The following is a 23,975-nucleotide window of genomic DNA, read 5'->3' as shown; positions in this document are numbered from 1 at the left end:
GCGAAAGTGGGCTGAGATGTCATTTCGCCGCTTCCGAAGTCACCGCGCCGGGCGCGACAAGGCCCAAGAACCGCCTGGCTAGTCGCCCGGGCTCGGATGGAAGGCGCTCCAGCAGATGGTCGAGCATTTCGGCATCCTGTTTCGGCACTGCCGCCAGCAGGCGCAGCATCGCGCCATAAACGACGGCCCCGGCGACAATGCCGGCAATCAGGCCGCTCGCCCCTGGCAGCATCCGCGTCGCGGCCAGCGCTGCGAGGCCGCAGAGAGCGCCTGCCGCGGCGATCTTGACGATCACCACCGTCAGCCCGCGCGATTCTCTCCTCAGTTTGATGCTCCACAGCAGAGCCAGGCTCATGGCCAGGAACACCAGATCACGGATCACGGCGGCGCCGATGCCGCCCCATTGCGGGACGATCAGGAAGCAGCCGCAGACCATCAGGAATGCCCCGAGGCCGCTGATCGCAAGGCGGTACTTCATCCGGTCCATTGCGTAGAGATATTGCGTGACGAGCTGAATGAAGACGGCCGCAGGAGCGCCGACAGCCATAATCGCGACGATGACGCCGGCCGGCTCGAAGGCCGGGCCGTAAACGGAAAGGACGAGCGGGGTGGAGATGGCGGCTAGACCAAAGCAAAGCGGAAACGTGATGTAGGCGAAATTCCGCACGACACAGGCGAAGATCTCTGCCGACGCATCCTCCTCCCCGGTGTGTTGCCTCTCGACATAGAAGGGTATGAGGCTGCCGGTCAGCTGGATCGGTAGTTGCAGCGCCAGGTTGGTAAGGGTCAGCGCCACCGCATAGAAGCCGACCAGCTGCGCTCCATGGAAATTCTGGAGGAAAACCAGCTCGGGCCGGGTCAGGAACACGGAGGTGAGCACAAACTCGAAGAACAGGATCATCGAGCTTCCCGCCAGCGTCCGCGGGCTGTGGCCGGCGTTGTTGGGCGCCGTCAGCAGGATTCGAATCGAATACAGAAATAAGACGGATTGCCCGGCTATATAGCCGATCAGTGCGCCCTCCACGCCATGGAGATAGGCGCCTGCGAGCACGACGCTGATCTGAAGCGCGGAGACGATGCCGGTGAAATAGAAGAATGTGCGCAGGCGCTGCTCGCCGATGAGGTAATTCTTGGTGAGCGAGCCTATTGATTGGACAAACAGCAACACTCCCGTGAGCGCGATCGCCGCTGGCGTGGAAGCGATCCACTGCGTGCCGCCAAACCAACAGAAGCTCCAGAAGAGCCCGACGAGAATCGTGGTGGCGAGCGCGACCGGCAAGGCGAGATAGGCGGCAAATCCGCGCCGCGCCCTGTCGTCCGCGCCTTGGGCCTTCAGCTGCGGCAGCAGACGCAACAGCAGGACGCCGGTACCGAACTCGGCTATCAGCGCCCCCGTTGCAGCGATCCACAATGCGAAGGCGATCGTTCCGTTCGCCTCCGGTCCCAGCAGGCGCGCCACGATCACCGATGAGCCGAACCCGCTCACCAGCAGCAGCAAGCCAGCTGCTGCATTCATGACCGAGTTCGACATGATGCTGCTACCGCGGGTCATCGAGACACCGGTCCATCCTGCATCTGGCCGTCAGCGCCGCGCGATGTGTCAATGTTCGCCAGGTCCGTCCTCATGTCTTGCTCGATTCAGGCAGCGGGCCGCTTGTCCAGCCGGACCCGCGGCCGGAGCGCCTCGCCATCGTCAACCGACCGGTCAAGGCGTGGACAGCCACGCCTGCCAGGGGACGTAAAAGCCGCGGCAAATGGACCAGAAAGCCGTAGCCGTGCTCGCGCATTGCGCATCAGATGTCCACGCATGCTGTCTGGACCTGTTCCTCGTCACCGCGTGCCTGCAGAACCGGCCTTCGCGAGGGCAGGAATAGCGGGCACGAGCTAAGCAATGGTTGGCGTGACCTGGGAACTTCTTCCTGTTGTAAACGAGACATGAACGCGGTGAACCGGATCGCCGGCGTCTCGGCGCAAGGCGAGGCCGATCAGGCCAATTTTCGTCAATATTGAACTATCATTGACTCGTTTCGAGTGAAATGTTTCTTTGCTGCTCTTTGATCGATTAGTTAATTTTTGAGGAGTTATTCACTTGAATATTTGAATAGAATTGTAATTATTCCGTTGCCGAAATGTTAACCACGCACCGGCAGGATGCGCGGTGGAATTCCAGCCGAGTCCGTCGGCGCGTCCGGCCGCGGATGCGCCGTGCCGGGCCGGATCGAGGAGGCTAGTGTGTCGGCTGCGTTGGAGGCGGGAGGACGGGAAGAGGCGTCGGCGCAAGGCCGCGCCTCCGCTGCTTTCAGCCTGTCCGAACTGCTCCAGCTGCTGCAACGCCGCCGCTGGCTGGTGATCGCTAGCGCCGGCGTCTGCCTGCTGCTGGCGCTCGCCTATCTCTCGGTGCAGGTGCCGGTCTACCGCGCCACCGCCGAATTGCTGGTCGACCCGCAGGCGCTCCAGGTCGTCGGCAAGGACATCGTGCGCACCGACACCTCGGCCTCGATCGACTTCGCCAATGTCGACAGCCAGGCGCTGGTGATGACCTCCACCGGCGTGCTGCGGCAAGTGATCGAGGAACTCAACCTCGAGAACGACCCCGCTTTCGTCAGGCCGCCGGGGCTGGTCTCGCGGCTGCTCGGCAAGCTGGCGCAGCCGACGTCGGAGCAGCGCCTGGCGCAGGCGGTCGACACGCTGAAGAAAGCGATCGTGATCCAGCGCGTCGACAACTCGCTGGTCTTCCGCATCACCGTCTCGCATCCGCAGGCCCAGAAGGCCGCAGATGTAGCCAATGCTCTGGCCCAGGTCTATTTCCGCCAGGGTAATGACGGACGGCGCGCTGTGGTCGAGCGCGCCAACACGACGCTGATCGAGCAGATCGCCGGCTTGAGGACGCAGCTCGACACGGCCGAGCGGGCCGTCCAGGCCTTCCGCAGCCAGCACAGCCTGGTCAGCACCGGCGAGGGCGGGCTGATCATCTCGCAGCAATTGCGTGACCTCTACGGCCAGATCAGCCTGGCGGAGGCCGAGATGGCGCGCCAGCAGGCGCGGCGCGACCAGCTCGCCCGCTATCGCAATGGCGATCCGCTGTCCGACACGCTGCCGGAGGCGCTCACCTCGTCGGTGGTGACCTCGCTCAGAGGACAATATGCGCAGAGCGCGCGCGAGGCGGCGAGCCTGGCCCAGACATTGGCGCCGCAGCATCCGCGCCTGATCGAGATCCGGGCCGAGCTTGCCGAGACGCGACGGCTTCTCACCGGAGAGCTGGCCCGCCTGCGAGCCACGGTGCAGGAGAGCTATCGCCAGGCCGAGGCCAATCTCGCCAATCTCAGGAAGCGGGCGACCGAGCTGACCAAGTCACAGGAGGTCAGCGGCGCCGCGCAGATCAAGCTGCGCCAGCTCGAGAGCGAGGCGGAGGCGGTGCGCGTGGTCTACAACGCCTCGCTGCAGCGCGCCAAGGAGCTGGAGCAGCAGAAGCGGATCGAAACCAACAATTCGCGCATGCTCTCGGAAGCGGTGGCGCCGGGCGCGCCGACCAAGCCGCCCGCGCCACTGGTGCTGGCTGCGGCCCTGCTCTTCGGCGCCTGTGCCGGACTCGGCATCGCCTATCTGCTGGAGTGGCTGCCGTCCTCGCGCATCCTGCCCGAGCGGCTGAAGCCGTTGGCGCCGCTGACGCCGGAGGCGGCCGGCCAGGCGATCGGTGTCGGCACTGTGGTCTCGCTGCCCGCCGCGGCAGCGCGCCGCGAGGATGCGCTCATACCGGTGACGCGCCTGCTGCAGAAGACGCTCGGTCCACATCTGCCGGCCTCGGTGATGATCGCCGGCTCCGTCGACGAGGCCACGCAGAAAGCCCTCGCCGAGCATCTCGCCAACAGCCTGGCGGCGCATGGCGAAAGCGTGCTGCTCTGCCAGGACGGCTCCGGCCGCGACATGAACATCCGCCGGATCGAGCCGGCTGCCGCGGCTACGGCCCGACCGGGACGGCGGCGCAACTTCATCGTCATGCGGCAGGCCTCGCCATCGGACGGTAAGGCAGGTGCGCGACCGGACGCGATCGTGCTCGCCTCTTCGCTCACCGGCGAGACTCCGCGCAGCCTGGTGGACCAAGCGGCAGCGATCGATCCGGTCGGCGAGCACATCATCGCGCTGGTCGTTCCCGAGGATACGGGGGGCGGTGCGCGCGGCCTGGCGTCGCGCTGGCTGCGGCGCCCGGCGCGGGCCGCGGCGTGACCCCGCGGGCGGGCAGCGCGGGCGGCATCGACCCGGCTCGCCCGATGCCGATCCTGCCACTGGCGCTGCTGATCGGCGCGCTCACCTTCAACTTGGCGTTGTGCTTCATCAACACCAACGTCGTGGGCATCAACGACACCATGGTGATGGGCTGCGAGGTGGTGCTGGTGGCGACCGCGCTTTACCTCGGCCTCGGCCGCAACGCCGCGCCCTATCTGCTCCTGGCGATCTTCCTGTCCTACGCCGCCATGCTGATGGCGATGCGGCCGCTGATCGACCCCAAGGCCGTCCGCGACTTCCTGATCCCGGTCGCCTTCTATCTGCTCGGCAAGAGCTGCGACGACCCGCGCGTCGCCGACCGCGCCGCCTGGCTCTGCGGGGTCATCGTCGTCGCCTTCGGCCTGTTCGAGTTCGTCGCGCTCGACGTCTACGTGAAATATTTCAACATCATCAAATACTATGTCGCGCGCGGATCGGTGGCGCCGGGCGACATCAGCAACCAGACCGGTGCGCTCTTCACCAGCGGCCTGCGTCCGGATGCGCGCACGCTGCTGCCTTTCCTCGGGCCGCATCGGGCCTCCTCGGTCTTTCTCGAGCCGGTCTCGACCGGTAATTTCGGCGCGATCCTCTATATCTGGGCGCTCAACCGCCCGGAGATGGCGAAGCGCTGGCTGACCATGGCGGCAGGCCTGGCGGCGATCGTGCTCAGCGACTCCCGCTTCGGCGCCAATGTCTGCATCGTTGCGACCGTCGCCTATTTCGCGGCGCCGATCACGCCGCGCTTCGTCTGGCTGGCTGCGCCTTTCATCCTGTTGAGCGGCTTTGCGGTCTACGGCTTCATCAGCGCCGAGGTGAAATGGGAGAACAATTTCGCCGGCCGCATGCTCTGGACGGCGCGGCTGATCACCTCGCTCTCGCCCGCCGCGGTCTTCGGCCTGTCGCCGGACAAGCCGTTCCTGGCGGATTCCGGCTACGCCTATTCGCTGAACCAGATCGGGCTGCTCGGCGTCATCGGCTTCTGGAGCCTGTTCATCTTCGCGCCGGAAAAGTCGCCGCGGGCTTGGCGCTTCAAGGTCTGCGTCGCGACCTATATCTGCCTTTTGATGATCGTCAGCGACTCCGTCTATTCGATCAAGACGGCGGCCCTCCTCTGGTTCATGACCGGATCGAGCGATGGCGATCCGGGAACCGAGTCTGAACCGGCTGCGCGGCCTAACCCGGCCCCAAGCTTTTCTGCTGCCGCGGCTGGTTGAACCCCGGATCTTTCTGATCGGATCAGCTCGTCATCCCGGAGCTGTGCCGCTTCGCTGCGGCCGGAATGACTCAACAGGATGATCGAAAAATACTCTAGAAATCGAGTATTCGTCGCAATCTGCTGTTTACCACATCTCCAGACGCCAGGACCTGAAGCACATCAGCCAGTCTTTCTGCTGCGGGTGCAAGGTAACTTTAAATTTTATGCGTTAGCCCTGACGCAACGAACAAAACGGCGTCAAATCAGCCGACCGAAGCCCTCTGACGGCGATCGCGAGCGCCCTGGCGCAAGCGTCTCCCGCAGCATGGCAAAGTCGCACCATGACGGGGCCGCTAGGCGGCACCGGTCGATCAGACAGGGCAGGACCGAACGATGAAGACCAGGATCCGCGAAATCCTCAAGACCACCGGCAAGCTGCCGGTCGATGTCGCAACCCTCGCCGACGAGGCCGATCTCTACAATGCCGGCCTCACCTCCTTCGGTACCGTCGAGCTGATGATGGCGCTCGAGGAGGCGTTCGAGGTCGAGTTCCCCGACAACATGATGAACCGGCGCAACTTCGCCTCGATCGCCGCGATCGAGAACGCGATCCGCACCATCCAGAGCGAGCACGTCTGATGACGACCCTCGCCCGCCTGGCCGAAGCCGGCTACCAGCTCACCTCGGAAACATCAGGCGCCAGCGCCGAGGCGCAGAAGGCGATGATCGCCAAGGCGCGCAAGATCGCGAAGGTCGCAGCCGAGCACGCCGGCGACGTCGATGCCAAATCGCGTTTCCCGCATGAGGCCTTCGAGGCGCTGAAGCGCGAGCGCCTGCTGGGAATCATGATCCCGGCCGCCCATGGCGGCGAGGAAGCGAGCCTTGCGACCATCGCCGAGATCTGCTCGGTGCTGGCCCAGGCCTGTGCTTCGACGGGCATGATCTATGCGATGCACCAGATCAAGGCGTCGAGCCTCACCGTGCATTGCAACGACGATCCCTGGCACGCCTCCTTCATGGCCCGCATCGCCCGCGAGCAATTGCTGCTCGCCTCGGCCACAACCGAGGGCGGCGGGGTCGGTGGCGATCTGCGCTCGTCGATCTGCGGCGTGGTGCGCGAAGGCGACGACTTCACCCTCGACAAGGAAGGCTGCCTGATCTCCTACGGCGCGCAGGCCGACGCCATCCTGATCACCTCCAGGCGCACGCCCGAGGCCCCGCCCTCCGACCAGGTCATGTCCGTCCTGACCAAGGACCAGTACACGCTGGAGCGCAGCGCCGCCTGGGACACAATGGGCATGCGCGGCACCTGCTCCGACAACTTCACCTTTTCCGGGCGCGCGCCTGCCGAGCAGATCATCCCGGTCTCCTTCGCCGAGATCGCAGCGCAGTCGATGCTGCCCAACGCGCATCTGCTCTGGGCCTCGGTCTGGTACGGCATCGCGGCCGAGGCCGTCGCCCGTGCCGAGGGCTTCGTGCGCAGCGAGGCCCGCAAGCGCCCGGGTTCGACCCCGCCGAGCGCGCTGCGTCTGGCCGAATTGCTCGCCCGCCTGCAGCAGTTCAAGGCGCTCGTCGTCGCCGGGCTCGACCGCTATGAGCGCGCCCGCGGCGATGCCGACGAGCTCTTATCGATGGGCTTCGTCGTGGCGATGAACAGCATCAAGGTCGTGGCCTCGCAGAGCGTCGGCGAGATCGTGATGCAGGCCTTCCTGATCTGCGGCATCCAGGGCTATCGCAATGACAGCCCGGCCAGCCTGGCGCGCCTGATGCGCGATGCGCTCTCGGCGCCGATCATGATCAACAACGACCGGATCCTCGGCAACACCTCCAACCTGCTGGCCGTCTACAAGCACGACCCCAGCCTCTCCAGGTGATCGCATGTGCCAGAACTGCCCCCAGCCGCAGGGTTTCCTCGCGGAACTGATCGATAGCGGCCTGCTGATCGACACCGGCGTCGACGGCCTCTATGGCCGCAGCGGCTTGTTCGAGGAGGTCATCGCCCGCTTCGACGACCTGATCACCCGCCATGGCGGCCAGGACGGCGCCGAGATCGTGCGCTTTCCGCCGGCGATGAGCCGCAAGCATTTCGAGAAGAGCGGCTATCTCAAGAGCTTCCCGCAGCTCGCCGGCACCGTGCATTCCTTTGCCGGCGACGAGCGTGCCCATGCCCAGTTGCTGCACAATGTGGCTGACGGCGTCGACTGGACCGACGGGCAGATCTCGACCGAGGTCGTGCTGACCCCGGCCGCCTGCTACCCCCTCTATCCGGTCGTCGCCAAGCGCGGCCCGCTCAAGACCGAGGGCGCGCTGTTCGATCTCCAGTCCTATTGCTTCCGGCACGAGCCCTCGAAGGACCCGGCCCGGATGCAGCTCTTCCGGATGCGCGAATATGTCCGCTTCGGCACGCCCGAGCAGGTCACGGAGTTCCGTGCGACCTGGCTGGAACGCGGCCAGGCGATGATGGCCTCGCTCGGCGTGCCGCTCAATCTCGACGTCGCCAACGATCCGTTCTTCGGCCGCGCCGGGCGCATGCTCGCCAACAACCAGCGCGACCAGCGCCTGAAATTCGAGCTGCTGATCCCGATCGAGAGCGAGGAGAAGCCGACCGCCTGCCTCTCCTTCAACTACCATCAGGACCATTTCGGCACGACTTGGGGCATTCAGACCGCCGCCGGAGAGACCGCCCACACCGCCTGCGTCGGCTTCGGCATGGAGCGCGTCGCCCTCGCTCTCTTCAAGCACCATGGCTACGATGTCGAGCGCTGGCCCGCTTCGGTCCGCGACGTGCTCTGGCCGTGAGCGCGATGACGGCCCAGCACAAGATCGCCGCGCCCACCGCCATGGCGGGCCGGCTCCTGCCGGTCGATCCGCTCGCCTATGACCGGCATGCCATGCATGCCGGCGAGCGGCACTGGCCGCAGACCAATTGCTATGCCGATCTCTGGATCGAGATCCTGCATGCGCTCGGCCTGGAGCCGGCGGCGGCCTTCGGCTTCACGATCGCCCAGGATTTCGAGGGCGACCAGTTCACCTTCTTCAAGCCGCCGCTCGACGACCTCGAGGCGCTCTACGGCCTCAAGGTGACGGAGCTTGCGCTCTATGACGATCTGATCGGTCATATCGAGCAACAGATCGCGCTCGGCCGCCTCGTCCTGCTCGAACTCGATTCCTTCTACATGCCCGACACCCGCGGCGTCTCCTATCGCGACAGCCACGGCAAGACGACGATCGCGGTGAACCGGCTCGACCGCGCCGCCCGCGAGCTCGATTACTTCCACAATGACGGTCTCCACCGCGCTGAGGGTGAGGATTTCGACGGCTTGTTCCGGCTGCTGCCCGGGCAGATGCGCGAGGACACGCTCTTCCCCTATGCCGAGATGGTGCGCCTGCCGCAGCGCCGGCCGGATGAGGCAGCGCTGCGCGCCATCGCGCTGAAACTACTCGCCCGCCATGTCGCACGCCGACCAGTGGAGAATCCGGTCGCGGCCTTCCGGGCGGTAGCGACCGCACAGGCCGAGGCGCTGGCCGAGCGGTCGGGTGCGGCCTTCCACCATTACGCCTTCAACACGCTGCGCCAGCTCGGCGCTAATTTCGAGCTGCTCGCCAGCCATCTGACCTGGCTCGGCCAGAGCGTCGAAGGGCTGGACGCGGCGCGTGACGGCTCGCTGCGCATCGCCGAGGGTGCCAAGGTGGCGCAGTTCCATCTGGCGCGGGCGATGAAGCAGAAGCGCTTCGAACGCTTCGACGCGACTCTCGCCGGCCTCGTCGGTGAGCACGATCAGGTCAGCGAGGCGCTCGGGCAGCGCTTCCCCGGCTGAGCCATGGCCCGCATCGTCGCGCGTAGCGGTCAACGGGTAGAGCCGCTCGCAGGCTGGTCCTGGCTCGCGACGGCTGCCGATGCCGCCACGACGCCGGCCGATCTGCCGGAAGGCGGGGATTGGCGGGAGGCTGCGGTGCCCGGCACGGTCGCCGGTACGCTGCGCGCGCTCGGCCGGCTCGACGATGCCAGGGCGGATGCGATCGACCGGCAGGATCACTGGTACCGCACGCAGCTGATCGAACCGCTGAACGGACGCCTGCGCTTCGAGGGGCTGGCGACCGTCACGGAAATCTGGGTCGGTGGCGTCAAGCAGGCCGATAGCGCCTCGATGTTCGTGCCCGTCGAGCTTGCCGTCGATTGCCCGGCCGGAACCGAGATCGCGCTGTGCTTCCGCGCACTCGCCCCGAAGCTTGCCGCTGCCCCGCGCCGGTCCCGTTGGCGGCCGGCGATGATCCAGCCCAATGGCTTGCGCTGGTTCCGCACCAGCGCGCTCGGCTCGATGCCGGGCTGGTGCCCGCCCGGCCTGCCGACGGGGCCGTATCGGCCGGTGCTGCGGATCGAGAGCGAGGCGGGCGCTGCAAGGATCGAGGCCGCCGATCTGCGCACGAGCTACGACGGACAGACCGGCACCGTTGCGCTCAGCCTGTCACTGGCCGCGAATGCGCTGCTGCCAGATCGCGGGATTATGCATTGTGCGGGTGGCGAGACCGCTCTGCACGCGGACGGCGAAGGAAAATTAGCCGGCACATTGTCCTTGCGGAATGTCACACCCTGGTTCCCGCATACCCATGGCGAACCGGCGCTGCACGATCTCACCGTGACGCTCGACGGCGAGACGATCGGTCTCGGGCGCATCGGCTTTCGCTCGCTCGAAGTCGATCGCGGCGAGGATGGCGAGGGTTTCGGCCTGATCGTCAACGGCGTGCCGGTGTTCTGCCGCGGCGCCTGCTGGAGCAATGCCGACGTCACCACGCTGGCCGGCGGCCGCGCGGCTTACGAGCCCTGGCTCCGGCTGGCGCGCGAAGCCGGCATGAACATGATCCGCCTGCCCGGCGTGATGACCTATGAGGACGAGGCCTTCTTCGCGCTTTGCGACGAACTCGGCATCATGGTCTGGCAGGAGATGATGCTGGCCAATTTCGACTATCCGCAGGGCGATGCCGGCTTTCGCGCCGCGATCGCGGCGGAGGCCGAGGCGCTGCTCAGCCGCGCGCAGGGCTCGCCGAGCCTCGCCGTGCTCTGCGGCGGCAGCGAGGTCTTCCAGCAATCGGCGATGCTGGGCGCGCCGCCCGAGGCCTGGTCCGGCCCGGTCTTCGACGAGGTGTTGCCGCAGGCGGTCGCCACTTTCAGGCCGGACATCGCCTATGTCCCGAACTCGCCCTCGGGCGGGCCGCTTCCCTTCGTCGCCGACAAGGGCGTGACGCATTATTACGGCGTCGGCGCCTATATGCGCGGGCTCGACGATGCCCGTCGCGCCCATGTCCGCTTCGCCGCCGAGAGCCTCGCCTTCGCCAATGTGCCGGAGGAGGTCTCGCTTCGGTCAGGCAAGCCGCCGGCCATCACCCATCATCCCGACTGGAAGCGCGCCGTGCCGCGCGATGCCGGCGCCTCCTGGGATTTCGAGGATGTGCGCGACCACTATCTCGAACGGCTCTACGGGCTTGAACCGGCGCGTTTGCGCCGCGAGGATCCCGAGCGCTATTTCGCCCTGTCGCGCGCGGTCGTCGCTGAGGTGATGGAGGAGACGTTCGCCGAATGGCGCCGGCCGGCCTCGCCCACGCGTGGTGCGCTGGTCTGGCTCCTGCAGGACCTGCAACCCGGCGCCGGTTGGGGCGTGATCGCCAGCGACGGCGAACCGAAATCCGCCTGGCACGGGCTCGCCCGCGCCTTCCGTCCGGTCCAGCTCACGCTCACGGACGAGGGCGTCAACGGGCTCGGCCTGCATGTCCTGAACGAGCGCCCCGAGCCGCTGGCTGCGACCGTCGAGCTGACTTGCTGGCGCTCCGGCGAGGTCGCCGTGGTCCAGGCGAAGCGGGAGGTCGCGCTTGCTCCGCGTTCGGAGACGACGCTGTCGGCCTTCAATCTGATCGGTCGCTTCTTCGACATCGCCTATGCTTATCGCTTCGGCCCGCCCGGCCATGACGTGACCTCCGCGGTGCTGCGCGATGCTGTGAGCGGCAAGGTCTTGGCCGAGGCTTTTCATTTCCCGCTCGGGCGCGGCCATGAACGCCATCATTGCGGGCTTGCCGCAAAGCTGGAGCGCGAAGGCGACGATTGGAGCCTCGTCCTCTCGACCCGGCGCTTCGCGCAATCGGTCGAGATCGTCGATCACGGTTGGCGGCCGGAACACAGCTGGTTCCATCTCGCGCCCGGCGAGCCGCGGCGGGTCCGCCTGCATCGGCGCCCCGGCACCAGCAGTGAGCCCTGCGGCGAGGTCCGCGCGGTCAACGCACTCGACCGTGGCGGCTATGCGGCTGGGGCGTGAAGACTCGATCGATTTCGGCCTGATTGAAGCGCGCATCCGTCCCTGCGAGGAGCGGAGCGACGCAGGGCCACGGAGCTCTGGGCCGGAATTCACGCATAACCGGGCGACCGGTGCCTACTAGCCGCGATGGGCCCTCAGCGGGCATGCGCAAGCGTCGCTGCTCACTAGACGATCCGCGGGCTGGTCATTGCACTCCGATTTCTTCCCCTGGGCTAATTTGTCGCCCCAGGCCTGCCATGTCTCTAACTCGCCCTTAACCTTGATCCGTCATTTCGTTGGATGGGTAGTGGCTTCGCGCAGGCTGTAGCTGCTGTGGTGCGAGGGTAGCAAGCCATGCGGCTGATCGTCGGCGCAATCATTGTCTTCGTCTGCGTCTTTGGCAGCTACGCGGCCATGGGTGGCCACCTCGAGGTCCTCTGGCAGCCGTTCGAGTTCGTCATCATCCTCGGTGCAGCGATCGGCGCCTTCGTCATCGGCAATCCCCCGCCGGTGCTCAAGGCCGTGCCGTCCATGCTCGGCACAATCCTGAAGGGCTCGAAGTATAAGCAGGAATGCTATGTCGAGCTGTTGGGGATGCAGTATTCATTGTACAAGCTCGTGAAGCAGAAGGGCATGCTCGCGGTCGAGCAGCACATTGAAAATCCGAGCGAGTCGACGCTGTTCAATGCCTTCCCGACGTTTGCTGCGAACCATCATGCGGTCGAGTTCGTCTGCGACTACATGCGCATGTTGACGCTGGGCGCCAACAACGCTCACGAGATCGACGCTCTCATGGACGAGGAACTGGAGACGCACCACCAGGAGCAGGAGCGGCTGGTTTCGGCCATGCAGTCGATCGCCGACGGAACACCGGCGCTCGGCATCGTCGCCGCCGTGCTCGGCGTGATCAAGACGATGGGGGCGATCAAGGAGCCGCCGGAGGTGCTGGGACACCTGATCGGCGGCGCGCTCGTCGGCACCTTCTTCGGCGTCTTCGTCGCCTACGGCTTCTTCGCGCCCATGGCGGCGTCGCTCAAAAGCACCTTCGAGGCGGAGGCCAAATACTTCCTGTCACTCAAGGCGGGTCTCCTCGCTCACATCAGCGGCCAGCCGCCGGTGATGGCGGTCGAATTTGCCCGCAAGGCTCTGATGAGCGACGTTCGCCCGACCTTCAGCGAAGTGGAAGCGGCGACCGCCAAACTCGCCGCCTAACCCGGCCCAATCTCCCGCAGGGACTTAGATGACCAAGCCCGCCCAGACGATCATCGTCAAGAAGGTCAAGAAGGCCGCGCATGCGCATCATGGCGGCGCCTGGAAGATCGCCTATGCGGACTTCGTAACCGCGATGATGGCGTTCTTTTTGCTGATGTGGCTGATCAGCATGACGACCCAGGAGCAGAAGGAAGGCCTGGCGGAATATTTCGCGCCGGGCTCTGTTAGCCCCAGCACCAGTGGCGCTGGCGGCATGCTGTGGGGTACCTCCCTCGACAAATCAGGCGGCAAGCCGTTGGCGCCACGCGAGGTGGCGAGGGGGGCCGCCAAGCCGGAGGACAGCGCGCAGCAGACGAACTCGGGCCGCACCGGCGACCGCGAGATCAACCGCTCGGCTGCCGGCCAGCAGGCGAGCCACAGCGCGATAGCCAGCCTCCGGCAGGCGCTTCAGAGCATGCCCGAGATTGCCGATATGTCGCGCAACATTGTGATCGAGCCGACCAAGGAGGGGCTGGACGTTGCGCTCATGGACGAGTCCGGCCGCTCCATGTTCCCCGAGGGCTCGGTCCAGCCCTATCCGAGCACCCGTCGCGTGCTGGAGACGCTCGCGCCCACTCTGCGCCGCCTGCCCAACCGCTTGGCGATCACCGGCCATACGGCCGCCGCGCGCCCGGGCTCGGCGGCGGGCGTCGATCCCTGGAGCCTTACCACCGGACGCGCGCTCGCCGTGCGCGAGATCCTGTCGGGGGCTGGATTCCCCAATGACCGCTTCGCTTCCGTGGTGGGGCGCGCCGACACCGAGCCGGTCTTCCCCGACAATCCCTATATCTCGCCAAACCGGCGGGTGAGGATCACTCTACTTAATGAAGAGCCGCCATTGCCCCCGACCCCCCTGCGCTGAACACATCGTCCTGGCCGCCTCACGGTCCGCTCGCGATTGAGTTCAAGGTGACGAGACGCGAGAGGCTGATCATTGCGACGCGGGGCATGCGCGTCCGGCGTCGGCGCTGGTCGATCGCGAAACGCCATCCATAACGTCAGGCTGTTTGCCAGCCGGACGCTCGAGTCCGGGCACTGCACATGCCCACGATGGGGCGCGAGCGGACCGTCCCGCCGGTCTCTGGCTGCTTTAGCAGGCGCCGGCCTCCAGCCCCCGCAGCTCCGCCGCATGCCTGCCGATCAGGCGCTGCCGTGAGGAGAAGGCTGCATCATGACATGGCGATCGCCCCGTGCTCCAGCCCTCTTCGACAAGGTCGCGATCGTCACCGGCGGCGGCACCGGCATCGGCCTGGCGATCGCCAGGATGTTCGTGGACGAGGGAGCGCAGGTCGTGATCGCCGGCCGCTCCCAGGCTTCGCTCGACAAGGCCGCCGTCGGCCTCGGCGCGCCGGCCATCGCCGCCGATGTCTCGCAAGAGACCGATGTCGCGAGGCATCGCCCAACGGGACGAGGCCATGGCGATCAACATCCGTGGCACGATCCTGTGCATCAAGCATTGCGTGCCGTTGATGCGGGCGCGCGGCGGCGGCTCGATCATCAACATGTCGTCGCTAATGGGCCTGCACCGCTGTCCGATGCGCAGCGCCTACACCGCGACGAAATTCGCGGTGATCGGCATCACCGAGGCCGTCGCGGCCGGTCGGCACCCACCGCATCCGGGTCAATGCGCTCTGCCCTGGCGCAGTCGATGGCGAATTGAAGCAGCGCGTGGCGCGCGCCGCCCCGTTCCTGGCGAGCGACCAATCACCCTCGATCACCGCGGAGCGCCTCAAGGTTGACGCCGGCCGGATGTGACCCAGCCGGAATGGGGCTTATGCCGCCCGGCTGCGGTGCGCGGGGGCCATGGCGGATGGCCTGTGATCGCCTCGCGTGCGGAAGGTGGCGACGAGCTGGTTGAGGCGTTCGATCTGCGTCAGCAGCATGCGTGCCGAGGTCGCGCTCTGCTCGGCGAGCACGGAATTGCGCTGCGTGATCTCGTCCATATGGCTGACGGCCTGGCTCATCTCCTCGATGCCGCTGGCCTGCTCGCCGGCCGCAGTCGCGATCTCGCCGACCGTCGCCGAAACTCGCCCGGACGCGCCGACGATCTGCTCAAGCGTGTCGCCCGCTAGCCCGACCAGCCGCACGCCTTCGGTCACCTCGGTACCGGAGGTGCCGATCAGACCGGTGATGTCCTTGGCGGCCTCGGCCGAGCGCTGGGCAAGGGCCCGGACCTCGGCGGCGACGACGGCAAAGCCGCGTCCGGCATCGCCGGCCCGCGCCGCCTCGACCGCGGCGTTGAGCGCCAGCAGGTTTGTCTGAAAGGCGATGCCATCGATCACCCCCGTGATCTCCGAGATTTTCTTCGAGGCATCCTCGATCCGCGCCATCGCCGCAATGGCCTCGCGGATGATGCCGCCGCCGTTACGCGCGACCGCCGTCGCCTCATCGGCGAGGGCCGTCGAGGCGCGCGAGGCCTGGGCCGAGCTCTTTACAGAAGCCGCGAGCTCCTCTGTCGTCGCCGCAGTCTGCTCCAAGGCGGAAGCCTGCTCCTCGGTGCGCTCGGCGAGATCGGCCGCGCCGTCGCTGATCTCCTGCGAGGAGGCGGCGATGGCGGTCGAGCTCGTCTTGATCGTCGTGATCATTTCGCCGAGGCGGGCCATGGCGTCGTCGAAATGCGTGCCGATCTCGGCATACTCGGCCGGCATGTCCTCGGCGATGCGGACGGTGAGATCGCCCTTCGCCAGCGCCGCCATGCCTTCGCTCATCAGGCCGATCGCCTTGTCGCGCTCGGCCGCCTTGGCCTGCTCGCTGGCGCGCGCGCCGGCCTCCGCTTTAAGACGCGCCGCCTCCGAGGCTTCCAGATAGACCGAGATGGCATAATCCATGTCGAGTAGGCAGGCCTTGACGATGGCGCCGATCTCGGCCGTCCGCTCATCTGCCCCCGGCAATTTGGCGCCGAAACGGCTCTTCGGCCAGCGGGCTTCCAGCACCTTGCCGATCAGCTGCGAGAGCAGCAGCCCATAGCCGCCGATATACCAGCGCGGCTCGAGCCCGATCCGGGCATGGACCTGGCCGACGCGGGTGACGGCCGCGACATAGGTCTCGTCGAACTGGCCCTTGGCGATCGCAGCCCAATGCGCGGCCTGCCTCGTCTTGGCGCCGCCGAGCTGCTCCTGATTGCGGAACAGGGCCATGGTCTCCGGAAAGGCCTTGATCTGCGCATAAAAAGCGTCAAGCGCGCCTGGAAGCGCCGCGGTGATCGTCGACTCAAGATCGCGGATCCGTTGCCGGGCGGGTCCATCGAGTTGCAGGAATTCAAGCCGCCGGGCGAGATCGTCAGATGCAGACATCGGTTCTTTCCTCAACGCATCGCCGCTCTCGCGCGGTCGATGTGAGGAGCTGTGGAAGAGCCAGGATTAAGATTTCACATCCGCAGTCCAATTCACCGTGCCTTCGCATGGCTGATCGCAGCGGGATTGACCTGGATCAAGCTATCACGGCGCCGACCGACCGCGCCGACCGGGTCAAGGGGCTTAGCCAAGCTCGGCCTGCATGGCGTCGATCAGAGCATGCGCGAAGCTCTCGCTGGCCGGCGGCAGCGTCCGGCCCGATCGCTTGATCAGCGAGACGTCGCGAACGAAGGCGGCGCCGTCGATCGGCCGCGAGGCAAGCCCCGTTTCTGCCCGCACCTCCATCGCCGAGCCCGGGAGAATGGCAACGCCGAGCCCGGCGCGGACCATGCCCACGGCCGTCGTCATGTAGGTCGGCTCGGCGGCGATGACCACGGTCAGGCCCGCGGCGGCGAAGGCCGCGTCGACAAGGGCGCGCACGCTGGTGCTGGGGTGCATGAGCACCAGCGGATGCCGGCCAAGGGCGTCCGAGGTGACCTGTCCGACCTGCGCGAGCGGATGTTCCTTCGGAAAGACAACATGCATCCGGTCCTGCGAGACATGCAGTATGTCGAGCTCGTCGTCGAAGATGCGCCCGCCTGTCAGTCCGAGATCGACGGTTTCCTCCCTGACCTGCCGGACGATGCCGCTGGCGACGGTGTCGTTGATTACGAACGACATCCGCGGATTGGCCTTGCGGAAGCGTGCGATCACCTCGGGCAGGAAGCCGGAGGCCTGCGATGGCAAGGCGGCGAGGCGCACCACGCCATGGCGCTCGCCTGCCAGATCGCGCGCCTCCGACAGGACCGCGTCGAGATCGCCGATGATCCGCTGCAGCGCCGGTAGGAGCTCCCGCCCCATCCGCGTCAGCCCGACCGTCCGCGTGTTGCGGTCCAGCAGCTTGAGCCCGAGCGCCGCTTCCAGATTGCGGATCTGAACGGTCAGCGCCGGCTGCGACAGGTTCAGCACCTGCGCGGCCCTGGTGAAGCTCTCATACCGCGCCACAGCCAGAAAGGCGCGAATCTGCCGGAAATCGATGTTCATAGTTCAGTACTATTACTGATATCTAATAAATTCAATTGTATAATCAATGAGATCGGCCCAAGATCAGGAGGATCAGACGGAACGAGGGCATCGAGCCGACGGCCGAACCGATGGAGACGAGGCGTGAGAGTGGTTCGCATCGGCGCGGGAGCGGGCTATTCCGGCGATCGGATCGAGCCGGCCATCGAGCTCGCTCAGAAGGGTGCGCTCGACTATCTCGTCTTCGAATGCTTGGCTGAGCGGACGATCGCGCTGGCGCAACAGGCCCGCCGCAAGGACCCGAACGCCGGCTATGATCCGCTGCTCGCGGAGCGCCTCCGCGCGGTCCTGCCGATCTGCCGCAGGAACGGCGTCCGTGTTGTCACCAATATGGGGGCGGCCAATCCGCTCGCGGCCGCGAACCGCGTACGGGAGATCGCGCGGGACCTCGGCCTGTCCGGGCTGACGATCGCCGCGATCACCGGAGACGACGTGTACGCGCATCTGGCCGGTAGCGCGACCCCGCTGGAGGAGAGCGGCGCGCCGATCTCGAACCTTGGCGAGGCGCTGGTCTGCGCCAATGCCTATATCGGCGCCCGGCCGATCGCCGAGGCATTGGCCGTGGGCGCCGACATCGTCATCACCGGCCGGGCGTCCGATCCGTCGCTCTTCGTCGGACCGCTGGTGCATGACTTCGGCTGGCGCTGGGACGACTGGCCGCGGCTGGGGCAAGCGACGCTGATCGGCCATCTGCTCGAATGCGCCGGCCAAGTCACCGGCGGCTATTTCGCCGATCCCGGCTACAAGGATGTCGCGGACCTGGCGCGCCTCGGCTTTCCGATCGGCGAGGTGCATGCCGACGGGTCGGTCGTCGTCACCAAGGTCGCGGGCTCGGGCGGGCGAGTCACCCCTGCCACCTGCAAGGAACAGATCCTCTACGAGATCCACGATCCGGCGCGCTATCTGACGCCCGACGTAGTGGCCGATTTCTCGCAGGTCGCCGTCGAGGAGGTCGGGCTCGATCGCGTGTTGGTCCGCGGCGCATCCGGCTCGCCGAGGCCGCCGACGCTGAAGGTCTCGGTCGGCGTCGCCGAAGGCTTCATCGGCGAAGGCCAGATTTCCTATGCCGGGCCGGGCGCCCGCAGCCGGGGCGCACTCGCGCTGGAGATCGTCCGCGAGCGGCTGGCGATCGCCGGTGTCGATGCCGCCGAACTGTCCTTCGGCCTGATCGGGGTGGATGCCTTGCATGGCGCAGGCCTGTCGAAACCGGCCGGCGAGCCTTATGAGGTCAGGGTCCGCGTCGCCGGGCGCACCGGCGGCATCGACGAGGCCCGCAAGATCGGGAACGAGGTCGAGGCCCTCTACACCAACGGCCCTGCCGGCGGCGGCGGCGCCACCAAATCCATCCGGGAAATCATCAGCATCCAAGCGGCCTATCTGCCGCAGGAGCTGCTTCGCCCGGCCGTCCATCTCATGGAGTGCCGGCCATGAAGCTGCGCGAACTGGCCCATTCCCGCACGGGCGACAAGGGCGACACTTCGAACATCTCGGTGATCGCCTATGATCCGCGCGATTACGCGCTCCTGCGCGACTATGTCACTGCCGTGCGGGTGAAGGCGCATTTCGGCGCGATCGTCGGCGGCGAGGTGACGCGCTATGAGATTCCGAGCCTCGGCGCGCTGAACTTCGTGCTGAAGCAGGCGCTTGGTGGTGGCGTCACTCGCTCGCTCGCCCTCGATCCGCACGGCAAGAGCCTGAGCTCGGCGATGCTCGATCTCGAGCTGCCCGAGGCGGGCGTGAGCCGCGAGGCGGCGTCGTGAGTTGAATCAGCGAGACAACGAGGTTCGCTTCCTCGGCCACATGCAAATCCTGCAGGTCGGGCAGTTCGGGCCTGACCTCGACCAAGCCGGCATATTCTCCGAAGACCAGCGCAAGCCGATGGCGCAGCCGAAGACTGCTGCACCGACGTGACCATGCGGCGAAGGCGCTGGGAGGATCTGGTTTTGAAGCTGCCTTTATGGGGGAGCGCGCTGAGCGCGACGCTCCTCGTGCAGGTCGTGAGTTCCTTCGCCGCCGCAGCCGTTCCGCTGCTCGGCCCGATCCTGATGCAACGCTGGAACCTGCCGCCGGAAAGCATCGGCTATGTCTCCGCGGCCGTTTCGCTGGGCATCTGCTGGTGCCTGGCTTGTGGCGGCCCGATGCTCGACCATCACGGCCCGATCCGCACCTTGCAGCTCGGCCTCGCGGCGATTTGCCTGGGCCTGCTCCTTCTGTCGCAGCCTGCCGCCACGCTCGGCTTCGTCGGCGCCCTGGTGCTCGGCCTCGGCACCGCGCCGAACAATCCGGCGGGCAGCACGATGCTGATGCGCACGGCGCCGCCCCGGCATCGCAATCTGATCTTCTCGATCCGGCAAGCCGGCGTCCCGCTCGGCGGCGCGATCGCCGGCGTCTCGGTGGCGCCGGTCGTCGTCGCGCAGGGGCTCACCCAGACGCTCTGGCTGGTCGCTGCCATCGTCGGGCTTAGCCTGCTCGCCGTCCAGCCGTTTCGGAGGCCGCTCGACCTGGAGAGAGGGCCTGCAAACCGGCGCTGGCCCCGGATGTTCCTGTCGCCTTCGGCGCTGCGCCGGTCGGCCGAAGTCATCCGGTCCCACCCTTTACTGCCGCTGGTAACAGGCATGGGCATCTCGTTCTCGATCGCGCAAGCGAGCGTCCAGGCCTTCACCGCTACCTATCTGGTGACGCAACATGGCAAAGGGCTCGCCGAAGCGGGGTATTTCGTGGCTGTCCTGCTCGTCGCCAGCACGTTCTCGCGGATCGTCCTGGGCTGGCTGGCGGACCGCTGGCGCCGGGGTCTGCTGCTGCTGTGCCTGCTCCTGCTGGTCACGAGCGCAGCGCTGATCCTGTTCGTCTGGTCAGCGGCGGGGCCGCCCTGGGCCCTGTATGGCTGCGTCGCCTTGATCGGAGCGACGTCCCTGGGCTGGAACGGGGTCTATATGGCGGAGCTGGCGCGGCTCGCGCCTCCCGCGCGGATCGGCGATGTCACCTCGGCCGCGAACCTCTTCGGCTTCGCCGGCTCGTTCTGTGGCCCGCTCGTCTTCGCGCTCATCGCCAGCCGGACGGGGAGCTTCGACTGGCCCTATCTGCTGGTCGCCGGCCAGCTGGCTGCATGCGGTGTCTTCACATTGTGGCGCCGCGGCTGGCGCTGAAAAGCAGACCCTCGGCAATATCTACGACCTTGGCAGTAGATCGGGCTGTGCTAGCCTAGATTTAGAGCGGGATAAAAAATCCGCCATCGGCTCCGCCGTTGGACACCTTCGGCGCGGCCGTCCACGCAGGGAGGTGAATGCAATGCGGAAGGCACTGATGGCCGCCGTCGCGGCGTGCGCTTTGATTGCGGCCGGAGGCACCGGCCAGGCTCAGGAAAAACTCAGGATCGGCGTGCTGGCGACGCTCTCGGGCGCGCTGACCTCGGGCGGCGAGGACGGCGTTCGCGGAGCGCAGATCGCTCTGAAGCAGCGCGGCGGCAAGATCGCCGGGCGCGAGGTCGAGTTCATCATCGCGGCGACCGACGCCAGCCCGGACTCGGCGCTGCGGGCGGCGCGAAAGCTGGTCGAGCAGGACAAGGTCCAGCTCATCCTCGGCCCGCTCTCGGGCTCCGAGGGCATCGCGATGCGCGACTACTCGAAGACGGTGCCGAACGTCACGGTGGTCGATGCGTCGTCGGGCGCGCTCGAAACCACCTATGTCAATCCGTCGCCGAACTATTTCCGCTTCAACAGCAACGGCGCGATGTGGATGGCCGGCCTCGGCGAATACGTCTTCAAGGACAAGGGCTACAAGAAGCTCGCGGTCATCGCCGAAGACTACTCATTCCCCTACACGCAGGTCTTCGGCTTCGCGCTCGGCTACTGCAAGGCCGGCGGCCAGATCGTGCAGCGTCAATGGGTGCCGCTCGGAACCAAGGATTTCGGTTCGGTCATCGCCAATATCCCCGATGACGTCGACGCCGTCTTCCTCGGCCTTGGCGGCGGCGACTCCGTCAACTTCCTCAACCAGTACGGTCAGACCGGCGGCAAGGCGAAGTTCGTCGGCGGCTCGATTATGGTCGACCAGACCGTGCTGTCCTCGCGTGGCGCCGCCAAGCGCCTGCTGGTCGGCACCCCGTCTTCGGGCGGCGTCGCCGATGCTTGGGACGACCCGAAATGGAAGGCATGGGTGAAGGCCTATCAGGACGCCTTCCCGGCGGACAAGCGCTTCGCCAGCCCGTCGCTCTTCGCGACCAATTACTACAATGCCTTCAACGGCATGGCGACGGGTCTGGAGAAGGTCAACGCCGACCTCTCCGACGGCGGCGCCAAGTTCCGGGCGGAACTCGCCAAGGTCGAGCTCGATGCCCCGAACGGGCCGATCAAGCTCGACGACGACCGGCAGGCGATCGCGACGACCTTCATCACCGAGGTCGTCGAGACGCCGAACGGCGAACTCACCAACAAGTTCGTCCGGACCGTCCCGAATGTCTCGAAGACGATGGGCCTGTCACCGGAAGCCTTCAAGGCCGTTGGGCTACCGTCCCGGACCAATCCGGAATGCAAGCCCTGACCCCCACTGACTGATTCCCTGGACAGGACGCGACAAGGATCGCGTCCTGTCCGGCCAGCCGTCCCGCTTCGGTCAACGACGTCGCGCGCGATCAGCCTGCGCCGTCGGGCAAGGCTCACCTGATGAGGCAGCCTTAGGCCCACCGGGCATTGCTACGCGAGGAGCCATGAGTCGCGCAGTCGCGGTCTGCCACGGTCCGTTCGGACGGGTGTCGATCTACAATCTCGATCGCCCGATGGTGGTGCATGCCCACCGCGAAGCGCATTTGATCTTCTTTCTCGAGGGCTCGCGGGGCCTTGTGACCGTCAATGACCACATGGTCCGTGTCGATCCCTTCATGGGCGTTGCGGTCAATCCCTGGGAGCCCCACAATTTCCAGCCGGAGCAGCCGGGCTCCTTCGGGCTTTTCCTCGTCATCTACCTCAAGCCGGAATGGCTGGCGGCGCAGACCATGCCGTCGGCCGGGTCGCTGGTCTTCCCGTCATCCGAGCTGGTCGTGACCCGCGAGCTCGCGGCCTGGCGCGATCAGGCAGTCGAGATGCTGCTGTCGCAGCATCGCGATCTCAATCTCGCCCCGGTGCTGATGGCGCTGGCGCAGGCTTCCAGCGAGCCGATCGGGCCCGAGCTGGTCTCTTCGCTGTTACACGACACCTCGGCAGGCGCCCTCGATCGGCGGGTGCTGCGCGCCTGCCGGCTGCTGGAACAGCATACCTCGTCCGAAGGCGCGCTCGCCCAGATCGCACGCGCGGCCGGGCTGTCGCGCGCCCACTTCTTCAAGCTCTTCCGGCAACAGGTCGGCGTGACCCCGACCATCTTCGCCAATACCGCCCGAATCGACGCAGCGCTCGAGAGGATCGTGCTGTCGAGCGAGCCGGTGACCAGTATCAGCCACCGCCTCGGCTTCTCCGGCCAGAGCGTGTTCACGCGCTTCTTCACCGCTCATGTCGGCATGGCCCCCCGCGACTATCGCCGGGTGCTGCGCACTGTCAGCCTCCCGCAAGCGCAGGCGAGCCATGTCTGACTTCATCGGCCGCCGCCCGATCTGGTCGCTGGTGATCCTGATCGCAGTCGCTTTGCTCGCCTTCCTGATCTTCGCGGTCTGGACGCCGTGGATGGAGCTGACCTTCGGCAGGAAGCGCGTCTTCCTCAGCGCGCTCTTCAACGGCATCACCCTCGGCGGGCTGTATTTCCTAGTCGCCAGCGGCTTCACGCTGATCTTCGGCCTGATGCGCAACGTCAACCTGGCGCATGGCTCGCTCTATCTGTTCGGTGGCTATGTCGGCTACAGCATCGGCAACCTGACCGGATCCTGGTTCGCCGCGCTGATCGGCGCCTTCGTGATCGTCGCCCTCTCCGGCATGCTGATGCAGGTGCTGCTCTTCCGCTGGATGGAGGGCCAGGACCTGCGCCAGACGCTGGTCACGATTGGCCTCTCGATCATCGTCGCCGACCTCTTGCTCTGGGGCTATGGCGGCGACACCTTCCAGGTCACGACGCCCGACTGGCTCTCCGGGCCGATCCAACTGCCCTTCGTCGTGGCGCTGCGCAGCAATGGCGAGGCGGTGATGATGACCTATCCGCTGGTCCGCATCGCGATCCTGGTCGGCGCGATCATCCTGGGCGTCGCGATGTGGCTCGCGCTCAACCGCACCCGCATCGGCATGCTGGTGCGCGCCGGCGTCGACGACCGCGACATGCTCTCGGCGACCGGCGTGCGCGTGCAACTCGTCTTCATCATGGTCTTCGCCTTCGGCGCCGGTCTGGCGGGGCTCGCCGGCGTCGTCGGCGGCACCTTCCAGTCGCTTCAGCCGGGCGAGGACACCAAGATCCTGCTCTCCTCGCTCGTGGTCGTCATCGTCGGCGGCATGGGCTCGATCCCCGGCGCGGCGATGGGTGCGCTGATCGTGGGCCTCGCCGAGCAGTTCGGCTCGGTCTACATGCCGACCTATGCGGTGATGCTGACCTTCGTCATCATGGTCGTGGTGCTGGCGATCCGGCCGCAAGGCCTCGCCGCGGTGAGGCGCTGAG

General features: G+C 66.6%; 19 protein-coding genes and 1 pseudogene. 17 read left to right on the top strand and 3 right to left on the bottom strand.

Annotation, left to right across the window (positions count from 1 at the left end):
- Positions 1-19: 19 nt before the first annotated feature.
- The gene (locus ACFPOB_RS05150; protein WP_377796440.1) at positions 20-1,552 is read right to left on the bottom strand and encodes a lipopolysaccharide biosynthesis protein; all 1,533 of its coding nucleotides are present in this window, start codon (positions 1,550-1,552) and stop codon (positions 20-22) included.
- Positions 1,553-2,232: 680 nt separating this feature from the next.
- Between ACFPOB_RS05150 and ACFPOB_RS05145 the strand changes: the two genes are divergently transcribed.
- From ACFPOB_RS05145 to ACFPOB_RS05095, 11 genes and pseudogenes are all read left to right on the top strand, one after another.
- Positions 2,233-4,224, top strand: a complete 1,992-nt coding sequence (locus ACFPOB_RS05145) for a GumC family protein (RefSeq protein ID WP_377796439.1) — start codon at positions 2,233-2,235, stop codon at positions 4,222-4,224.
- Positions 4,221-5,477 (top strand): hypothetical protein, encoded by a 1,257-nt coding sequence (locus tag ACFPOB_RS05140; RefSeq protein ID WP_377796437.1) that lies wholly within the window; start codon positions 4,221-4,223, stop codon positions 5,475-5,477. Before ACFPOB_RS05145 ends, ACFPOB_RS05140 begins: the two co-directional genes overlap by 4 nt.
- 374 nt (positions 5,478-5,851) lie before the next feature.
- Positions 5,852-6,097, top strand: a complete 246-nt coding sequence (locus ACFPOB_RS05135; RefSeq protein WP_291673656.1) for an acyl carrier protein — start codon at positions 5,852-5,854, stop codon at positions 6,095-6,097.
- Complete coding sequence (locus ACFPOB_RS05130) at positions 6,097-7,332, top strand: acyl-CoA dehydrogenase family protein (protein ID WP_377796436.1); 1,236 nt, start codon at positions 6,097-6,099, stop codon at positions 7,330-7,332. Before ACFPOB_RS05135 ends, ACFPOB_RS05130 begins: the two co-directional genes overlap by 1 nt.
- Before the next feature lie 4 nt (positions 7,333-7,336).
- Positions 7,337-8,257: an amino acid--[acyl-carrier-protein] ligase gene (locus ACFPOB_RS05125; protein ID WP_377796434.1), complete on the top strand. Its 921-nt coding sequence runs from the start codon at positions 7,337-7,339 to the stop codon at positions 8,255-8,257.
- Positions 8,258-8,262: 5 nt separating this feature from the next.
- Entirely contained in the window at positions 8,263-9,276 is a 1,014-nt protein-coding gene (locus ACFPOB_RS05120) for a DUF1839 family protein (RefSeq protein ID WP_377796469.1), read from the top strand.
- Positions 9,277-9,279: 3 nt separating this feature from the next.
- Positions 9,280-11,763 carry a glycosyl hydrolase 2 galactose-binding domain-containing protein gene (locus ACFPOB_RS05115; protein ID WP_377796432.1) on the top strand — a complete coding sequence of 828 codons (2,484 nt, stop codon included), beginning with the start codon at positions 9,280-9,282 and terminating at the stop codon, positions 11,761-11,763.
- A gap of 333 nt (positions 11,764-12,096) precedes the next feature.
- A complete protein-coding gene (gene motA, locus ACFPOB_RS05110; protein ID WP_092162253.1) occupies positions 12,097-12,954 on the top strand; it encodes a flagellar motor stator protein MotA in 858 nt (285 codons plus the stop codon).
- Between the two features lie 28 nt (positions 12,955-12,982).
- The gene (locus tag ACFPOB_RS05105; protein WP_377796430.1) at positions 12,983-13,855 is read left to right on the top strand and encodes a flagellar motor protein MotB; all 873 of its coding nucleotides are present in this window, start codon (positions 12,983-12,985) and stop codon (positions 13,853-13,855) included.
- A gap of 309 nt (positions 13,856-14,164) precedes the next feature.
- Positions 14,165-14,326: pseudogene (locus ACFPOB_RS05100) on the top strand (SDR family NAD(P)-dependent oxidoreductase); the annotation flags it as partial.
- An 82-nt stretch (positions 14,327-14,408) separates the two neighbouring features.
- Positions 14,409-14,732 carry an SDR family oxidoreductase gene (locus ACFPOB_RS05095; RefSeq protein ID WP_377796429.1) on the top strand — a complete coding sequence of 108 codons (324 nt, stop codon included), beginning with the start codon at positions 14,409-14,411 and terminating at the stop codon, positions 14,730-14,732.
- 33 nt (positions 14,733-14,765) lie between these two features.
- Here ACFPOB_RS05095 and ACFPOB_RS05090 read toward each other — a convergent pair whose 3' ends face one another.
- Entirely contained in the window at positions 14,766-16,286 is a 1,521-nt protein-coding gene (locus ACFPOB_RS05090) for a methyl-accepting chemotaxis protein (protein WP_377796427.1), read from the bottom strand.
- 183 nt (positions 16,287-16,469) lie between these two features.
- Positions 16,470-17,369 carry a LysR family transcriptional regulator gene (locus ACFPOB_RS05085; protein ID WP_377796426.1) on the bottom strand — a complete coding sequence of 300 codons (900 nt, stop codon included), beginning with the start codon at positions 17,367-17,369 and terminating at the stop codon, positions 16,470-16,472.
- Positions 17,370-17,492: 123 nt separating this feature from the next.
- Here ACFPOB_RS05085 and ACFPOB_RS05080 point away from each other — a divergent pair, with 123 nt between their 5' ends.
- The 6 genes from ACFPOB_RS05080 to ACFPOB_RS05055 all read left to right on the top strand — a co-directional run bounded on the left by ACFPOB_RS05080 (position 17,493) and on the right by ACFPOB_RS05055 (position 23,974).
- Positions 17,493-18,839 carry an acyclic terpene utilization AtuA family protein gene (locus ACFPOB_RS05080; protein ID WP_377796424.1) on the top strand — a complete coding sequence of 449 codons (1,347 nt, stop codon included), beginning with the start codon at positions 17,493-17,495 and terminating at the stop codon, positions 18,837-18,839.
- On the top strand, positions 18,836-19,168 hold the full coding sequence (locus ACFPOB_RS05075) for an AtuA-related protein (protein WP_377796422.1): 333 nt from the start codon (positions 18,836-18,838) through the stop codon (positions 19,166-19,168). The genes ACFPOB_RS05080 and ACFPOB_RS05075 overlap by 4 nt, the downstream gene beginning before the upstream one ends.
- A 183-nt stretch (positions 19,169-19,351) precedes the next feature.
- The gene (locus ACFPOB_RS05070; RefSeq protein ID WP_377796421.1) at positions 19,352-20,554 is read left to right on the top strand and encodes an MFS transporter; all 1,203 of its coding nucleotides are present in this window, start codon (positions 19,352-19,354) and stop codon (positions 20,552-20,554) included.
- Between the two features lie 142 nt (positions 20,555-20,696).
- Positions 20,697-21,947: an ABC transporter substrate-binding protein gene (locus ACFPOB_RS05065; protein WP_377796419.1), complete on the top strand. Its 1,251-nt coding sequence runs from the start codon at positions 20,697-20,699 to the stop codon at positions 21,945-21,947.
- Between the two features lie 166 nt (positions 21,948-22,113).
- A complete protein-coding gene (locus tag ACFPOB_RS05060; RefSeq protein ID WP_377796417.1) occupies positions 22,114-22,968 on the top strand; it encodes a helix-turn-helix transcriptional regulator in 855 nt (284 codons plus the stop codon).
- Positions 22,961-23,974, top strand: a complete 1,014-nt coding sequence (locus tag ACFPOB_RS05055; protein WP_377796415.1) for a branched-chain amino acid ABC transporter permease — start codon at positions 22,961-22,963, stop codon at positions 23,972-23,974. The genes ACFPOB_RS05060 and ACFPOB_RS05055 overlap by 8 nt, the downstream gene beginning before the upstream one ends.
- The last annotated feature ends 1 nt before the right edge of the window (position 23,975 follow it).

It is taken from the genome of Allobosea eneae (assembly GCF_042657265.1).
Taxonomy (GTDB): Bacteria; Pseudomonadota; Alphaproteobacteria; order Rhizobiales; family Beijerinckiaceae; genus Allobosea; species Allobosea eneae.
Note: the sequence above shows the minus strand (reverse complement) of the source record. Positions and strands in the feature narration are given on the sequence as shown.

Coding starts and splice junctions, on each gene's coding strand:
- ACFPOB_RS05150 (WP_377796440.1), bottom strand. CDS start 1,552: ATGACCCGCGGTAGCAGCATCATGTCGAACTCGGTCATGAATGCAGCA.
- ACFPOB_RS05135 (WP_291673656.1), top strand. CDS start 5,852: ATGAAGACCAGGATCCGCGAAATCCTCAAGACCACCGGCAAGCTGCCG.
- ACFPOB_RS05130 (WP_377796436.1), top strand. CDS start 6,097: ATGACGACCCTCGCCCGCCTGGCCGAAGCCGGCTACCAGCTCACCTCG.
- ACFPOB_RS05125 (WP_377796434.1), top strand. CDS start 7,337: ATGTGCCAGAACTGCCCCCAGCCGCAGGGTTTCCTCGCGGAACTGATC.
- ACFPOB_RS05120 (WP_377796469.1), top strand. CDS start 8,263: ATGACGGCCCAGCACAAGATCGCCGCGCCCACCGCCATGGCGGGCCGG.
- ACFPOB_RS05115 (WP_377796432.1), top strand. CDS start 9,280: ATGGCCCGCATCGTCGCGCGTAGCGGTCAACGGGTAGAGCCGCTCGCA.
- motA (WP_092162253.1), top strand. CDS start 12,097: ATGCGGCTGATCGTCGGCGCAATCATTGTCTTCGTCTGCGTCTTTGGC.
- ACFPOB_RS05105 (WP_377796430.1), top strand. CDS start 12,983: ATGACCAAGCCCGCCCAGACGATCATCGTCAAGAAGGTCAAGAAGGCC.
- ACFPOB_RS05095 (WP_377796429.1), top strand. CDS start 14,409: ATGGCGATCAACATCCGTGGCACGATCCTGTGCATCAAGCATTGCGTG.
- ACFPOB_RS05090 (WP_377796427.1), bottom strand. CDS start 16,286: ATGTCTGCATCTGACGATCTCGCCCGGCGGCTTGAATTCCTGCAACTC.
- ACFPOB_RS05085 (WP_377796426.1), bottom strand. CDS start 17,369: ATGAACATCGATTTCCGGCAGATTCGCGCCTTTCTGGCTGTGGCGCGG.
- ACFPOB_RS05075 (WP_377796422.1), top strand. CDS start 18,836: ATGAAGCTGCGCGAACTGGCCCATTCCCGCACGGGCGACAAGGGCGAC.
- ACFPOB_RS05065 (WP_377796419.1), top strand. CDS start 20,697: ATGCGGAAGGCACTGATGGCCGCCGTCGCGGCGTGCGCTTTGATTGCG.
- ACFPOB_RS05060 (WP_377796417.1), top strand. CDS start 22,114: ATGAGTCGCGCAGTCGCGGTCTGCCACGGTCCGTTCGGACGGGTGTCG.
- ACFPOB_RS05055 (WP_377796415.1), top strand. CDS start 22,961: ATGTCTGACTTCATCGGCCGCCGCCCGATCTGGTCGCTGGTGATCCTG.